Genomic DNA, 14,653 nt, shown 5'->3' on the forward strand with positions numbered 1-14,653 from the left:
CGGTGCAGTTAGTTGTATTGTGATCCTCTGGCAATTCAAAATAATTGCGATACGCTGAGTTCATGAAACTCGGCTTTGAAGAGTCCCAATTGTCCTACACAAGCGGCTCGCAAAGCGCCCGCGCCTGGACAGAAGCTTGGGTGAAGGCTTGGGCCTACTGCCCGCACTGCGGCAACGCCAAGATTTCGTCCTTTCCCAACAACTCCCCTCTCGCCGATTTCTTTTGCCAATCCTGCAAAGAGGAATTCGAACTCAAAAGTCAGAAAGGCAGATTCGGAACGCGAGTCGTCGATGGCGCGTTCAAGACCAAGTGCGAACGCCTTGCCGCCAGCAACAATCCGAATCTGCTTCTGATGAACTACGACCTCAAATCGCTTGCGGTCGTGAACCTGTTCATCGTGCCGAAGCACTTCTTCGTCCGGGAGATCATTGAGGAGCGAAAGCCGCTGGCACCCACTGCGCGACGGGCCGGCTGGATCGGCTCCAACATCCTGCTTAGTCGAATTCCAGACTCCGGCAAGATACATATCATCCAGAACAGCGTTGTTCGCGCGAAAGAACTCGTCCTCGCCGATTGGCAGAAGACACTCTTCCTCAGAAACGAATCCCCGGAAACGCGCGGCTGGTTGCTGGATGTGATGAAGTGCGTGGAGTCGCTTGGCAAGCGGGACTTCGCCCTTGACGAGGTCTATGCTTTCGAACGGCACCTCGGAGATCTCTATCCCGGCAACCAGAACGTCAGGCCAAAGATACGGCAGCAGCTTCAATATTTGCGGGATCGCGGGTTTATTGAATTCGTTTCGCGCGGGAATTATCGTTTGCGACACTAGGGAGCCCGGCGATGGCATGGTTTCTGAATCGCTACAAGTGCGACCGCTGCAGGCGCCGATGGGCCGATGAATGGTCCTGCATGTGCGACGACACATGCCCGCATTGTGGCGCGCGGGATATGACACCGTATGAAAGCGAGGAACTGACCACGCTTATTGAGCAAGAGGGCAAGGTGTTCGTCGTCCTGTGGTCGCCAGAAACGGCGGAACACGATCCGGACTATCGCGAACTCGGTCGCTTTCCGACCCGAGAGAAGGCGTTGGAGTTTCTGGCGGCGGACCAATGACGCATTGTCATTCCGGGATGGTCCGAAGGACCATACCCGGGATCTCGAGATTCCGGGTCCGAGCTTTGATCGCCCCGCAATGACGGGCGGAGAAAGCTACCGCCCGACCGCCACCGCCAGCATCATCACATTCGTTACCAATTGCAGCGGCACCATCGGCTGTACGCGGCACTAATCGACGAACCGAAGCGACGCTTACAGGAGACTACTACTACCGATTGCGCTGCTGGCCGGGCAAATCAGGCACGGCTTGGTCCAGTCTTGCCAGCAAAAATAAACCGCTTCGCGATTACCCCAAATCACTCCTACAACTCCGCCATCCCGCACCCGCTAGAGGGGCGTATCGCGATCGTCACGGACGTTGGGCGCGGGATGCGATGGACGCGGCAGCGTCGGGCGCGCGAGTTGGTCGCAGGGCGGGCTTTGGCCTGTGAGCGAAAACAACGGCGCGCAGACGACCGGCGCTTAAACGCTTTAACCAGAACTTCGGTTTGGCAGCATACGGGCCGATCGAAACATTCTGGTCGAGGAAGCCGCGGACGGCAAAGCCGTGTGGTCCTGGCACCCGTTGCTGGTGTCAAGCCGGCGGAGATTGCTCTGGCCCAACCGGGCTTCGATCAAATCGTTAATTCGTCAGCGACGGAGGCCAGAGGAATTCGGCTCCGAGGAGAGCGCGGTATACGCCGTAAAACCATTGCGCAGGGAAGGCCGGGTGTTCCGGCGCACCTGCAGTCCGCCGTGTGCATTCTTGCGCACGACTGCGGGTGTTTTGGGCACCCGGCTTTCCCTGCGCCCTCTTCGATTTCGAGGGCATCGCCGATCGCATGACTTCGGGCGCTTCGTGCCGCGAGAGTGCGAAGGCGTGTCTTGTAGGATGGGTAGAGCGAAGCGAAACCCATCCTACGGCTCTGGGTCGCCCTTCTCGGGTGGCGGCTGTTTGAAAATCGAGTTCGAGCGCGCGGCACACTCATTGTCGTCCCTGCGAACGCAGGGACCCATACCGCGTGATCTCTCGATAGGGCAGCTTGGCAGACGCCATTCGTAAAACTTCTGCCGGTGGTTATGGGTCCCTGCGTTCGCAGGGACGACATCGAGAATGCAGCAGGGATCTGGCTCTCACCCCGATCGCCGGTGGCTGGTGTTCTGCGTCAGATTGCCGTGTGCGCCCTGTTCGCGGATGTTGTTCTTCTCGTCGTCGCGATGGCCTTTGGTGGTGTCGAGCGGCACGTCGGGCGCGCTGCCCGGGCCCTTGGGGCTCCGATTGTCCGGGGGAATCGGAGGCGCGGTCTTTGTCATCATGGTCTCCGTTATCAACGGAAAGACACAACGCTGGCCTTGGCGAAATCGTTCCGCAGGCGAACGGCAGCGCAATCCATGCGGCTTGCGGTGCTATGGCTAGCGGCTACGCGCTAACGCGCCACGCTCGCGCAGTATTGCCAGCACCGCATTCAGATCCGGCACCACCGCCGCGCATCGCGCCCGCGACTCTTGGGTCGGCGTCACCATGTCGGGCACCATGATGGTAATTGCGCCCGCGGCATGCGCGGCGGTCACGCCGTGGTTTGAATCCTCCACGGCCACGCAAGCCTCCGGCTTCAGGCCGAACCGCGACGCCGCGAGCAGATAGAGGTCGGGATTGGGCTTGCCGCGGGCGACGTCGTCGCGGGTCAGCAGCGTTTCGAAACGGTGGCGGATACCCGCGAGCTTAAGATGCGCATTCGCCGTGCGCAGCGACGAGGAGGTGACGATCGCCATCGGACATTCGGCCGCCCGCAGCGCATCCAGCAGTTCGATCGCGCCGCTCTTCAGCGGCAAGCCTGCGCCGAGAATTTCATTGCGGTTGCTGACGAAGGCGCGGGAGACCTCCGCAAGCGGAAAGCCATCCCCGTAGCGCGCGAGCAGCATGGCCTCGCATTCCGGCCCGGGCAGGCCGACCATCGCCTGGCACAGCGTTACGGCGTCGTCAGTGAACCCATGCGCGGTGAGTGCCGCGACCAGGCTGTCGAAATAGACCCGTTCGGTGTCGAGCAGCGTGCCGTCCATGTCGAGCAGGACAGCGCTGACGTTCCATTTCCCGATCACGCCGCACCCGCGCCGGCGCGCTGGCTAGCGAGTTTGCGCAGGCACTCCGGACAGAGACAATCGCTACCGTCCAACGGCATCGGCAGGCGGAACGTCTCGTCGTTGCACCAGCAGGGGCCGGACAGGTTGCAGCCGAATTCGTTGCCGCAGCCGGCGCAGGCGAGGCGGCGCGATGGCGCATTTTCCAAACGATCTGTCATCAACGAGGCTGAATCCTGACGTGGAATTAATCCCGGGTTCACACTGAGGCGCGTTATACTTCGTCACTATACGCCTGGGAAATTCTAAGGGAAATCCGATGGCCCGCGATTCGCAAGCAGCCCTCGTTGCGCTCAATCGCTTCGGCTTCGGCGCGCGCGGCGGGGCATCTGGCGATGTTCTCGACGCCGCATCCGATCCGCGCGGTTTCGTCAAGGCGGAACTCGGCCGTCCCAATCGCGTGCTGCTCGAAGTGCCGGGGCTGCAGTCGACGCCCGCGCTCGGCAAGGCGGTGTTCGACTATCAGTTCGAAATCCAGCAGGCCCGCGAGGCTGCCAAATCGGCCGCGCCGCCGGCTGCAGGCGAAGGCGCGTCGTCGCCACCAGATGCGAAGGCGCAGCGGCGAAACCTGTCCCTCAACGGCATCGCCATGGAGATGGCGCCCAAGGAGTCACCCAGGGAGTCACAGGCCAAGCCGGCGGAGAATCCCGGCGCGATGGCACCGGCGGAAACGATGCAGCCCAATGCGCCAAAGCCGCCGCCACAACCGCTCAACATCATCCAGAAAACCTTTCGCGCCGAGGCGCTGGCGCGGCTGCAGCGCGCCGTCATCGCCGATGGCGGATTTGCCGAGCGGCTTGTCGTGTTCTGGTCGAATCATTTCTGCATTTCCGCCAACAAGGGCGGGCCGGCGCGGATGTGGGCCGGCTCGTTCGAGCGCGAGGCGATCCGCCCGCACGTGCTCGGACGTTTCGCCGATATGCTGAAGGCGGTCGAGCAGCATCCGGCGATGCTGTTCTTCCTCGATAACCAGCAATCGCTGGGCCCGGATTCGCGCGCCGGGAAAAACCGCAACCGCGGACTGAATGAAAATCTCGCCCGCGAGATACTTGAGTTGCATACGCTCGGCGTCGGCGGCGGCTATTCGCAGGACGATGTGACGTCGCTGGCGAACGTCATCACGGGCTGGACCTATGCCGGAAGGCTGGGCCAGCTCGGCGCGCCCGGCACCTTCGTGTTCAATGCCAATGCGCACCAGCCGGGCGCGCAGCGGGTGATGGGCAAGGTCTACGATGCCGACGGCGTGGCGCAGGGCGAGGCGGTGCTGGCGGATATCGCGCGGCATCCCTCGACGGCGAAATTCATCGCGACCAAATTCGCGCGCCATTTCGTGGCCGACGATCCGCCGGCCGCGCTGGTGGCGCGGCTCGCCGATGTCTTCATGAAAACCGACGGCGATCTCAAGGCGCTGGCGCTGGCGCTGGTCGATTCCGACGAGGCCTGGAGCGCGCCGCTCACCAAGATCCGCTCGCCTTACGAATTTCTCGTCGCGGCCGGCCGGCTGCTGGCGCAGATTCCGAACAATCCCAACCTCTATCTCGCCGGCCTGAGGGCGCTCGGTCAGCCATTATGGTCGCCGGCCGGGCCAAACGGATTTCCCGACAGCAACGCCGCATGGCTGGCGCCGGAGGGCATGAAACTGCGCCTCGATATTTCAACGCAGATAGCATCGAGGCTCGCCGAGGGCGTCGATCCGCGCGACCTGCTCGAGCTCGCGGCCGCCGATACTGCGTCAGTGGAGACGCGGCGGACCGTCGAGCGCGCGGAATCGCGGCAGCAGGCGCTGGCACTGTTGTTGATGTCGCCGGAATTCCAGAGGAGATGACGTCCATGGAAACGACAATGGGTTGCTGCGAGGACCTGCGATCATCGCCGACAACGCGGCGGGCCGTGCTGCTCGGCGGCGCGTCCTTTGCGGCGTGGGCCTACCTGCCGAAGTTCGCGCGCGCGGCCGACGGCCGCGATCCGCGTCTGGTGCTCGTGATCCTGCGCGGCGCACTCGACGGGCTCGCCACCGTCGCTCCAACAGGCGACCCCGACTACGCCGGCCTGCACGGCGCGATCGCGTTGTCATCGAGCGGATCGAACGCGGCGCTGCCGCTCGACAATTTCTTCTCACTGCATCCGGCGATGCCGGAATTTTCGCGGATGTATCGTGAGAAGAAGGCCGCGGTGATCCACGCGGTGGCGACGCCCTACCGCGACCGTTCGCATTTCGACGGGCAGGACGTGCTCGAAAGCGGCTTTTCCGGCCCCGGCCGGGTGCAGTCCGGCTGGCTCAACCGCGCGCTGGAAGGTCTGCCGAAGGGCGAGCGGGTGACGAGCGGGCTCGCAGTCGGCCCGATCACGCCGCTGGTGCTGCGCGGCGCGGCGCCGACCGTCGGCTGGGCGCCGCTCGCGTTGCCGCAGGCCAGCGAGGACACCGCGATGCGGCTGCTCGACCTCTATTCTCACCGCGATGCCGCGCTGGGCTCGGCGCTGAAGCAGGGCCTCGCGCTCGACAAGGCCGCGCAGGGCGACGACATGAAACCAAAGCCCGGCACCGGCGGCGTGGCCGCGATGCGGCTGGCGGCGCGCGGCGCGGCCCGATTGATGGCGGCCGACAATGGTCCGCGGATCGGCGCACTCGCCTTCGACGGCTGGGACACGCATGCCAATGAAGGCGGCCCGGTCGGCCGTCTGGCGCAACTGCTCGGCGGCCTCGACGGCGCACTCGCCGAATTCGAAGCCGCGCTGGGACTGCGCTGGCGCGACACGGTGATCGTGGTCGCCACCGAGTTCGGCCGCACCGCGCGCATCAACGGCACGCAAGGCACGGATCACGGCACCGGTACCGTCGCGCTACTCGCCGGCGGCGCGGTGAACGGCGGGCGGGTGATCGCGGACTGGCCGGGGCTGAAGCCGGCGAGCCTCCATCAGGGCCGCGACCTCGCGCCGACCACCGATCTGCGCGCGGTGATGAAAGGCGTGCTGAAGGATCAGTTCGGGCTGGCTGAGCAGGTGTTGGCGGACAGCGTGTTCCCGGAGAGCGCCAAGGTGAAGCCGATGCAGGGATTGGTGGGGTAGGAGGCTAGCCCCACCCACGGTGTCGGGCCTTGAGCCGGGACCCATAACCACCGCTGGCATTGTTGGAGCACGCTGGGGAGCCAGCACGGCATAACCACGTACACTTGTGGTTATGGGTCCCTGCGTTCGCAGGGACGACACCGAACCAGACCTAATTCGTAATCCGATCGACCTCCGCCATCTCCGCCGCGCTCAGCGTCCAGCCGATCGCCTTCACGTTCTGCTCGACCTGTTCGACGCGGGTGGCGCCGGCGATGACGCTTGCGACTTGCGGGCGCTGGGCCAGCCAGGAGAAGGCGAGTTCGAGCATGGTGTGGCCGCGCTCCATCGCGAACGTCTGGAGCTTTTCGACGATATCCTCGTTGCGCGCGGTGACGTAGCGGTCCTTCAGCGCCGGCGCCTTGGCGAAGCGCGTGTCGGCGGGGGCATCAGTGCCGCGCTTGTACTTGCCGGTGAGAAGGCCGCTCGCCAGCGGGAAGAACGGCAGCAGGCCGAGCTTGTATTCCTGCGCCGCCGGCAGCAAATCGTTCTCGATGCCGCGCACCACGAGGCTGTATTCATCCTGGCAGGAGACGAAGCGGTTGACGTTCATCTGCCGCGCCATCATTTCGGCCTCCGCGATGCGCCAGGCCGGAAAGTTCGAATTGCCGATGTAGCGGACCTTGCCTTGGCGCACGAGATCGTCGAGCGCGCGCAGCGTCTCTTCCATCGGCGTCAGGGGATCGTATTCATGCTGCTGATAGAGATCGATGTAATCGGTCTTCAGCCGATTCAGGCTGGCCTCGACCGCGGACATGATGTAGCGGCGCGAGGCGCCCTGCTTGGTGCCGTCGGTCGCCATCGGTTTCGCGTACTTCGTCGCCAGCACGATATCCTTGCGGCGGTCGCCGAGCACGGTGCCGAGCACGGTCTCGGAGCCGCCCATGCCTGCATAGATGTCGGCGGTGTCGAATAGGGTGATGCCGAGGTCGATCGCCTTGTGGATGACCTTGCGCGAGGTCTCCAGATCGGTGCGCTGGCCGAAATTGTTGCAGCCGAGGCCGACGGCGGAAACACGCAGGCCGGAGCCGCCGAGGTTGCGAATTTGCATGGATCGATCCTGTGGGAAGAGCGGGAGGAGGGCGCATTGTGGCGCGCGTGGCTTCGGCCCGCAAGAAAAGCGGGCCAGCGCCCGCGCTTGGCAGCCATGCGGCACAAAAAGATGCGGCCCCGGTCAGACGCGGCGACTGACGGGGACCGCTGGGGCGCGTGATCTGAGACGGGGGGCCTGATCAGACGCAGGGGCAGGCTAGCTGCGCTTTGTTACGCGCGCGTGACGGCAGAACTTATCCACAGGCCGGCCGAAAGCCGTGCCTCAGAGCATCTTCCGGTACACGACGAAGCCGGAGCGGTCCGCCACCTTGTCGTAGAGCTGCATCGCAGTGTGGTTGGTCTCGTGCGTTTGCCAATAGACGCGGGAACATCCTGCGCGTCTGGCCTGATCGTATACGCCATCGATGAGCGCACGGCCGACGCCCTTGCCGCGCACTGTTGCGCTGGTGAAGAGGTCCTGCAGGTAGCAGTTCGGCTCGATCATGGTCGTAGAACGGTGAAACAGATAATGCGTCAGCCCGAGCAGTTCGCCGCCGCTCTCGGCCACCAGCGCATGCACCGGCTCATAAGCATCGAAAAAGCGCGCCCATGTCATCGCCGTGATCTCGGACGCCAGCGCGGTCGCGTTCGAACGGCCATAGAAGGCGTTGTAGCCGTCCCATAGCGGTAGCCATTGCGCGTAGTCCTGGCAGGTGACGAAGCGGATGGTGAGGTCGCCGGGCATGCGCGATTCCGTTTTGGTTAAGAGATGGCGCGTCAGGGACACGGGAAGGAGGGATGTCTGTTGATTAATACAGATGTGGCAGCAGACGATCAACTTATCGCTTCGCTACTCCGCGGCGCCGAGGTGCTTCGCGAGACTGCGATGGCTGCCGCGCAGCGCGCGATAATACTCCGCGCTGCCGGGATCGTCGGTGTGGCGAACGAGGTCGGTGACCGGCGTGTAGCTCAGCATGCGTCCGCCGTCGGGAAGCGCCGTGCAGGTGAAGCGCAGCACCTGTCCATCCGCGAGATCGAGGTTGATCGGCGTGGAATCGCCTGTTCGTATCATCTCGGTGCGCTTGGCAATGAAGGCGCTCAACTCGTCCTCCGGCAGTTGCCAGGCGCCGGTGTCGCGGCCGTGATACATCAGCGCAATGAAGGGCGGCTTGCTGTCGGCCTGCTCGTCGGACAGCTTGAAATAATCGCGGAACGCGCGGTTGATGAATTCGGCGCGGGTGGCGGAATCGAGCAGCACGATGCCGATATCGACCTGATCGAGCGCGGCCGACAGGCGCTCCGCGGTAGCGTGATGCTTCTTCTCCCACGCGAACGCATCGACCCATGTTTTCCGCAACAAGCCGGTGATCAACGCGGTGCCGCCGGCAGTCGCCGCCAGCAGCAGCATGCGCGCCAGGTCGGACATGTCGTAACCGGGCGTAGCGCGGTGGTTGAGGAAGAACAGCGCTGATGACGCCACCGCTATGATGGCGCTGGCTATGCCGGAGACGATGCCGCTGATGGAAGCGGCAAAGGCGACGATGCAGACGAACAGCGGCGCGGGATTGGGGACTGCAACGAAGTGTCGGTCGACAACGAAGGCGATCATCGCCGTCGCTGTCGTGAGAGCCGGACCGGAGATTGCGCGCCAGTCTAACTGCATGCCCGTTCTCGCTACTTGCCGGGAATAAGACGCGAGCATGCCTGATTGTTGCGATTGTGCACGCCTTTCTGCCGCCAGTCCTAAGAGAGCGTTGCTCGCATGCGCAAGACTTTCGCATTTTTGAAATCAAATGATATCGAGTTAAGGAACGTGGTACCGCACCCGACCATTGAGCTGCTCGACATTTTTGCAAGAGGACATCGATGCCCACTGTTTCGCCGACGCTGCTGCCGATCCTGATGCTGTTTGCTTCCAACATCTTCATGACCTTTGCCTGGTACGGCCATCTGAAATTCAAGGAAAGCCCATTGCCAATGGTGGTGCTGGCGAGCTGGGGGATCGCCTTCATCGAGTACTGGCTGGCGGTGCCGGCCAACCGCTGGGGCAGCGCGGTGTACTCGGCGGCGCAGCTCAAGACCATGCAGGAAGTGATCACGCTGGTGGTGTTCGCCTGCTTCTCGGTGCTCTATCTGAAGGAGCCGCTGGGGTGGAATCACGCACTCGGCTTTCTCTTCATCGCGATCGGCGCGTTTTTGATCTTTCACAAATGGTGAGCGCTTTTGTGCAGATCGTCGTCATTTCACCGCCGGCGCCACCCGCAATACCCGTCCGTTCGAGCTATCTGTGAGCAGCCACAGCGCGCCGTCCGGCCCCTGACGGACGTCCCTGATACGCTCGTGCAGGTTCTGCAGCAGGCGTTCCTCCGACGTCACCGCGTTGCCGTTTAGCGTCAGCCGCACCAACATTGCGCCGCGCAGCGCGCCGGTAAACAGGCTGCCGTTCCATTTCGGAAACAGCTTTCCGGTGTAGAAGGCCATGCCTGACGGCGCGATAGAAGGCACCCAATATTTGAGCGGCTGCTCCATGCCGTCCTTGGCCGTGCTCTCGTGGATTTTCGCGCCGGAATAATCGATGCCGTAGCCGATCACCGGCCAGCCGTAATTCTTGCCCTTGCCGACGACATTGACCTCGTCGCCGCCGCGCGGTCCGTGCTCGATTTCCCAGGGCTCGCCGCTCGCCGGATTGATTGCGAGCGCCTGCACGTTGCGGTGCCCGTAACTCCAGATTTCCGGCTTGGCATCAGTGCGGCCGGCGAACGGATTGCCTGGGGGTACCGATCCGTCGGGCGCGATGCGGATCAGCTTGCCGAGATGATTGCCGAGATTCTGCGCCTGGTCGCGATAGGTGAAGTGATCGCCGAGCGCCACGAACAGATTGCCGTCGTCGGCCTGCGCGATGCGGCAGCCATAATGATTGCCTGACGATAGCGGGCCCTGCTGGCGGAAGATGATCTTGACCTCGTCGAGACGGCCATTGTCGTCGCTCAGTTTCGCGCGCGCAGCCGTGGTGCGGCCGCCACCCGCGGTCCGTTCGGCGTAACAGAAATAGATGGTCCGGTTCTGCGCAAAGGATTTGTCGGTGACGACATCGTGCAGGCCGCCCTGGCCTGAGGCCCACACGTCAGGCACGCCCTTGAGCGGCGGCGAAACCTGGCCCTCCGCGCTGACGAGGCGCATGCGGCCGGGACGCTCGGTCACCAGCATCGTTCCATTGGGCAGGAATGCCAGCGCCCACGGATTGACGAGGCCCCTCGCAATGGTGCGCACCTCGAGTTCGCCCGCCGACGAGTCAAACGCCGGCTCTTCGCCGCGAGTGCCGGTGGCGATCAGGAAGGAGACGGCGAGCAGGATCGCTACCGTCAAGGCGACGGTCACAAGGCCGACGGGTGTCTTCATTTTGGTCTACATCGCGATGCTGATCATCGCGCTTCGCTAGTCCAATGATGCAAACAAAAGGCTGGACCTGTCACGGAATGGGCATCGCGACGGTGGCCTTGATCGATAGCACCGTCAGGGTGACCACGAGGCAAAGCGATAGCGTGCCGATCGCAAGCGAGGTGGCGATGGCACCAAGCAACCGGGAAGAAGCGACGGGCGCGCGGCTGCTCTCGAAGCCGACCGCACCGGGTGACCGCATCATAGGCTAAATCCTTGTAACGCGGGACGAATCACCCGCGACTCACGACGTCGGGAAAATCTTGCAGCGATCACCGGCAACATTGCGGCGACCAATCGCTTAAAATGGCAGAATCACGGCAAAGGTTAACATTATGCCCGCTATTGTTAACTTTTGGCGGGGTGCTCGCGCGAAAGTGAGAAGAGCGAGGGTGGCTATGCGCCGGCGGCGACGTCGGCCTGGTCGTCGACCGGCTGCCAGTCCATCGTTACGAAGCCGGGCGTCTGTTCGACCCGCCGCAGCCAGGCGCGGATGGCGGGGAAGGTCGCGAGGTCGTAGTCGCAGCGGTCGGCGACATGGGTGTAGCCGTACAGTGCGATATCGGCGACCGTGAGTTGACCGGCCGCGAAATAGGCGCGGGTCTTGAGATGGTTTTCCATCACCTGAAGCGCGGCATAGCCGCGCTCCATCCAGTCCTCCAGCGCATGGGTCTGCAGGTCGCGGCCGCCCTTGACCAGCGACAGCCAGAAATAAGCGGCGCCGATATTGGGCTCCAGCGCGTGCTGTTCGAAGAACATCCATTGCAGCGCTTCGGCGCGCTCGACGCGCGACTCGGGGGCCAGTGACGTGCCGCCGCAAACATACCAGAGAATGGCGTTGGACTCGGCGAGGTAGCGTCCTTCGGCGACTTCCAACAGCGGCACCTGCCCGCTCGGGTTCTTCTCCAGAAATTCCGGCGTGCGGCTTTCGCCGCGGAGAATGTCGACCTCGATTGCCTCATAGGGCGCGTTGAGCAGCGCCAGCGCAAGGCGGACCTTGTAGCTGTTGCCGGAGCGCTGCATCGAGTAGAGCTTGTACATTATCGTTGGGTTCACAGAGGTCGAGGGGCGCGCGCGGGGAGCGAACTGCGGTAAGCCTTCGCGCCGCAACACGGCTAAACAATGATGCCGATACGAATGCGTCGCAAGACCCGCGGAATGGAAAAAGTCGAAAACCTCTACCGCACTGCACGCGCGCAGCATGCCATGCCACGACTCTGTCAGGCAACGCATCACATCGTCGGGAGCGGACGAGCGGATCGATTCAATCCTGCGCGACGAAGCTGGCTACGTCCCGCCGCGGGGTGATGACTGTGGATCCGGCGCGTGGGCCCGGCTCTGCAGCGCACCGCTGCGTCCGGGGAACGGAGATCAGTCGTTGACCCAAAAGCTTTCGTGTTCCGGACGCGACGCGGCAGGCGGTGACGCGGCGCAGAGCCGGGACTGAAGGATCGGGCACCGTGGCCATCATACCTACGAAAGTGACTTCGCGGGCCATCATCGAGAGCGGATGCAGATCGCGGAGACACAGCTTGGCGTTGAACCTTGCGGCTTCGCTTTGGCCCTCGAGGGACGGTGGCGCTCGGCTGTCAGCCGCTCCGGGAGTTGTGCTCTCTGCCCGATCCGCGGCTTGTCAGATATGAGTCAATTCGGCCCGCGGAACTTTGCGAATATTGCGTTCGGATTGCTCCGATCGTACCGAGCCCGCGCAACGTTCCCCAAAGTTTGGCCTGTGTCCGGCCAAGCTTCTTGCGATGCAGCGCGCAGCGCCTTAGGGTGCGGCGTTCCCATCAAAAAGAGTCGTGAATTTCAGAAGTCACGACGTTTGCCAGGAGATCATGATGCCCTTCCTGTCCGCCGCCCTCGCCCGTGTGAAGCCGTCCGCGACCATCTCGGTCACGGACAAAGCGCGCGCGCTGAAAGCGGCGGGCCGCAACGTCATCGGCCTCGGCGCCGGCGAGCCGGATTTCGACACGCCGGCCAACATCAAGCTGGCGGCGATCCGCGCCATCGAGGCCGGCAAGACCAAGTACACCGATGTCGGCGGCATTCCGGAGCTGAAGGAAGCCATCATCAACAAATTCCGGCGCGAGAACGGCCTGACCTACAAGCCGAACCAGATCATCGTCGGCACCGGCGGCAAGCAGGTGCTCTACAACGCGCTGATGGCAACCCTCAATCCGGGCGACGAGGTGATCATCCCGGCGCCGTACTGGGTGAGCTACCCGGAAATGGTGGCGCTGGCCGGCGGCGAGTCGGTCCCCGTCGTGTGCCCGGCGTCGAGCGGCTTCAAGCTGCGGCCCGAGGATCTGGAAAAGGCAATCACGCCGAAGACCAAATGGATCATCCTGTGCTCGCCGTCGAACCCGACCGGTGCCGCGTACACGCGCGCCGAACTCAAGGCGATCACCGACGTACTGGTGAAGCATCCGCATGTCTGGGTGATGACCGACGACATGTACGAGCATCTGGTCTATGACGACTTCCAGTTCGCGACGCCTGCGCAGGTCGAGCCGAAACTCTACGAGCGCACTCTGACAGTGAACGGCGTGTCGAAGGCCTATTGCATGACTGGCTGGCGCATCGGTTACGCCGGCGGCCCGGCCGACCTGATCAAGGCGATGGCGACCATCCAGTCGCAATCGACATCGAACCCGTCGTCGATCGCGCAGTGGGCGTCCGTCGAAGCGTTGAACGGTCCGCAGGATTTCATCCCGGTGCATAACAAGATGTTCAAGGAGCGCCGCGACCTCGTGGTTTCGATGCTGAACCAGGCCAAGGGCATCGAATGTCCGCGACCGGAAGGCGCGTTCTACGTCTATCCGTCCTGCGCCGGCACCATCGGCAAGACCTCGCCGTCAGGCAAGGTGATTGGCAATGACGAGGATTTTGTCACGGAATTGCTGGAGAGCGAAGGCGTCGCCGTCGTGCAGGGATCCGCGTTCGGTCTCGGCCCGGCGTTCCGCATCTCCTACGCGACCAAGACCTCCGACCTCGAAGATGCCTGCAAGCGCATCCAACGCTTCTGCGGCAACTTGAGATAAGCGTTTCGCCGCGCAAGCCCGCTCCGCAGTTGATGCGGGGACGGGCCCGCGGTTCGCGACCAGCAATCGCGTCAAAGGGACGGCCGTCAAATCACATCGCGGGTGAACAAACACGCAATGTTTTGACGGCTTCTTGATGAAGCGCCATGTTTTCGACACGGCACTTCCATCCTGTCCGCTCCGCTAAATTTGTTCATCAACATGCGGAGACTGGGATACATGCGACTCCTGACATTGACACTCGCCGCGGCGGCACTGATCGCGCCGATCGCAAGCGCCGACGCGGCGCCGCCGGTTCGCGCCGGCATCCTGCAATGTCAGGGCGGCCAGAATGTGGGCTTCGTGGTCGGTTCGGTGACGAGCCTCGAATGCGTGTTCCGCAGCGAAGGCCGCCGGCCTGAACCCTACATCGCCAAGGTGCAGCGCATCGGTCTCGATCTCGGCGTCACCGAGCAGACCCAGTTGTCGTGGGCGGTCAGTGCGCCGAACAGCCGGCTCGGGCGCGGCGAACTCGCCGGCAGCTATGGTGGCGTCGGCGCCAATGCATCGATCGGCGTCGGCGGCGGCGGCAACTTCCTGGTGGGTGGTCCGGCGAATGCCTACGCGCTGCAGCCGATCAGCCTGCAAGGCCAGACCGGATTGAACGTCGCCGCCGGCATCGCCGGCCTCGAGCTGCAACCGGTGCAGTTCGGCCCGCGCCGGCACCATCGCCGACATCACCGCCGCGGTTGAGGATGACGTTAAGGAAAAGGCCCGCGTAAGCGGGCCTTTTTTGTGTGTGCCGAGTATGAGCGAC

At 63.5% G+C, this 14,653-nt stretch carries 16 protein-coding genes; 7 read left to right on the forward strand and 9 right to left on the reverse strand.

Annotated elements, in window-relative coordinates:
* The first annotated feature begins 62 nt into the window (after positions 1-62).
* The gene (locus tag V1273_RS06615; RefSeq protein WP_334366814.1) at positions 63-830 is read left to right on the forward strand and encodes a DpnI domain-containing protein; all 768 of its coding nucleotides are present in this window, start codon (positions 63-65) and stop codon (positions 828-830) included.
* 119 nt (positions 831-949) lie between these two features.
* Complete coding sequence (locus V1273_RS06620) at positions 950-1,117, forward strand: hypothetical protein (RefSeq protein ID WP_334366815.1); 168 nt, start codon at positions 950-952, stop codon at positions 1,115-1,117.
* Positions 1,118-2,233: 1,116 nt separating this feature from the next.
* Here V1273_RS06620 and V1273_RS06625 read toward each other — a convergent pair.
* The 3 genes from V1273_RS06625 to V1273_RS06635 form a co-directional block, all read right to left on the reverse strand.
* Positions 2,234-2,413, reverse strand: coding sequence for a hypothetical protein (locus V1273_RS06625; protein WP_334366816.1), 180 nt, complete (start codon positions 2,411-2,413; stop codon positions 2,234-2,236).
* Between the two features lie 99 nt (positions 2,414-2,512).
* On the reverse strand, positions 2,513-3,199 hold the full coding sequence (locus V1273_RS06630; RefSeq protein ID WP_334409100.1) for an HAD family hydrolase: 687 nt from the start codon (positions 3,197-3,199) through the stop codon (positions 2,513-2,515).
* Entirely contained in the window at positions 3,196-3,399 is a 204-nt protein-coding gene (locus tag V1273_RS06635) for a cysteine-rich CWC family protein (RefSeq protein ID WP_334409101.1), read from the reverse strand. The genes V1273_RS06630 and V1273_RS06635 overlap by 4 nt, the downstream gene beginning before the upstream one ends.
* A 98-nt stretch (positions 3,400-3,497) precedes the next feature.
* On the opposite strand from V1273_RS06635, the gene V1273_RS06640 reads away from it, so the two are divergent.
* Both V1273_RS06640 and V1273_RS06645 read left to right on the forward strand, forming a co-directional pair.
* Positions 3,498-5,063 carry a DUF1800 domain-containing protein gene (locus tag V1273_RS06640; protein ID WP_334409102.1) on the forward strand — a complete coding sequence of 522 codons (1,566 nt, stop codon included), beginning with the start codon at positions 3,498-3,500 and terminating at the stop codon, positions 5,061-5,063.
* Positions 5,060-6,304, forward strand: a complete 1,245-nt coding sequence (locus V1273_RS06645; protein ID WP_334409103.1) for a DUF1501 domain-containing protein — start codon at positions 5,060-5,062, stop codon at positions 6,302-6,304. The genes V1273_RS06640 and V1273_RS06645 overlap by 4 nt, the downstream gene beginning before the upstream one ends.
* A 151-nt stretch (positions 6,305-6,455) precedes the next feature.
* Here V1273_RS06645 and V1273_RS06650 read toward each other — a convergent pair whose 3' ends face one another.
* The 3 genes from V1273_RS06650 to V1273_RS06660 all read right to left on the reverse strand — a co-directional run bounded on the left by V1273_RS06650 (position 6,456) and on the right by V1273_RS06660 (position 9,038).
* Positions 6,456-7,394: an aldo/keto reductase gene (locus V1273_RS06650; RefSeq protein WP_334366821.1), complete on the reverse strand. Its 939-nt coding sequence runs from the start codon at positions 7,392-7,394 to the stop codon at positions 6,456-6,458.
* A 264-nt stretch (positions 7,395-7,658) separates the two neighbouring features.
* A complete protein-coding gene (locus V1273_RS06655; protein ID WP_334409104.1) occupies positions 7,659-8,120 on the reverse strand; it encodes a GNAT family N-acetyltransferase in 462 nt (153 codons plus the stop codon).
* Positions 8,121-8,225: 105 nt separating this feature from the next.
* Positions 8,226-9,038, reverse strand: a complete 813-nt coding sequence (locus tag V1273_RS06660; protein ID WP_334366823.1) for a PAS-domain containing protein — start codon at positions 9,036-9,038, stop codon at positions 8,226-8,228.
* A gap of 203 nt (positions 9,039-9,241) precedes the next feature.
* Between V1273_RS06660 and V1273_RS06665 the strand changes: the two genes are divergently transcribed.
* Positions 9,242-9,592: a DMT family protein gene (locus tag V1273_RS06665; protein ID WP_334366824.1), complete on the forward strand. Its 351-nt coding sequence runs from the start codon at positions 9,242-9,244 to the stop codon at positions 9,590-9,592.
* Positions 9,593-9,613: 21 nt separating this feature from the next.
* Here the strand turns inward: V1273_RS06665 and V1273_RS06670 are convergent, their stop codons facing one another.
* The 3 genes from V1273_RS06670 to V1273_RS06680 all read right to left on the reverse strand — a co-directional run bounded on the left by V1273_RS06670 (position 9,614) and on the right by V1273_RS06680 (position 11,854).
* On the reverse strand, positions 9,614-10,774 hold the full coding sequence (locus V1273_RS06670) for a PQQ-dependent sugar dehydrogenase (RefSeq protein WP_334366825.1): 1,161 nt from the start codon (positions 10,772-10,774) through the stop codon (positions 9,614-9,616).
* 70 nt (positions 10,775-10,844) lie between these two features.
* Positions 10,845-11,018 (reverse strand): hypothetical protein, encoded by a 174-nt coding sequence (locus V1273_RS06675; protein WP_176721808.1) that lies wholly within the window; start codon positions 11,016-11,018, stop codon positions 10,845-10,847.
* A gap of 191 nt (positions 11,019-11,209) precedes the next feature.
* The gene (locus V1273_RS06680; protein WP_334366826.1) at positions 11,210-11,854 is read right to left on the reverse strand and encodes a glutathione S-transferase family protein; all 645 of its coding nucleotides are present in this window, start codon (positions 11,852-11,854) and stop codon (positions 11,210-11,212) included.
* An 800-nt stretch (positions 11,855-12,654) separates the two neighbouring features.
* Here V1273_RS06680 and V1273_RS06685 point away from each other — a divergent pair.
* Positions 12,655-13,857, forward strand: a complete 1,203-nt coding sequence (locus tag V1273_RS06685; protein WP_334409106.1) for a pyridoxal phosphate-dependent aminotransferase — start codon at positions 12,655-12,657, stop codon at positions 13,855-13,857.
* 219 nt (positions 13,858-14,076) lie between these two features.
* Entirely contained in the window at positions 14,077-14,589 is a 513-nt protein-coding gene (locus tag V1273_RS06690; protein ID WP_334366828.1) for a DUF992 domain-containing protein, read from the forward strand.
* Positions 14,590-14,653 lie beyond the last annotated feature (64 nt).

Origin of the sequence: Bradyrhizobium sp. AZCC 1721, assembly GCF_036924715.1 — a bacterium.
Lineage (GTDB): Bacteria > Pseudomonadota > Alphaproteobacteria > Rhizobiales > Xanthobacteraceae > Bradyrhizobium.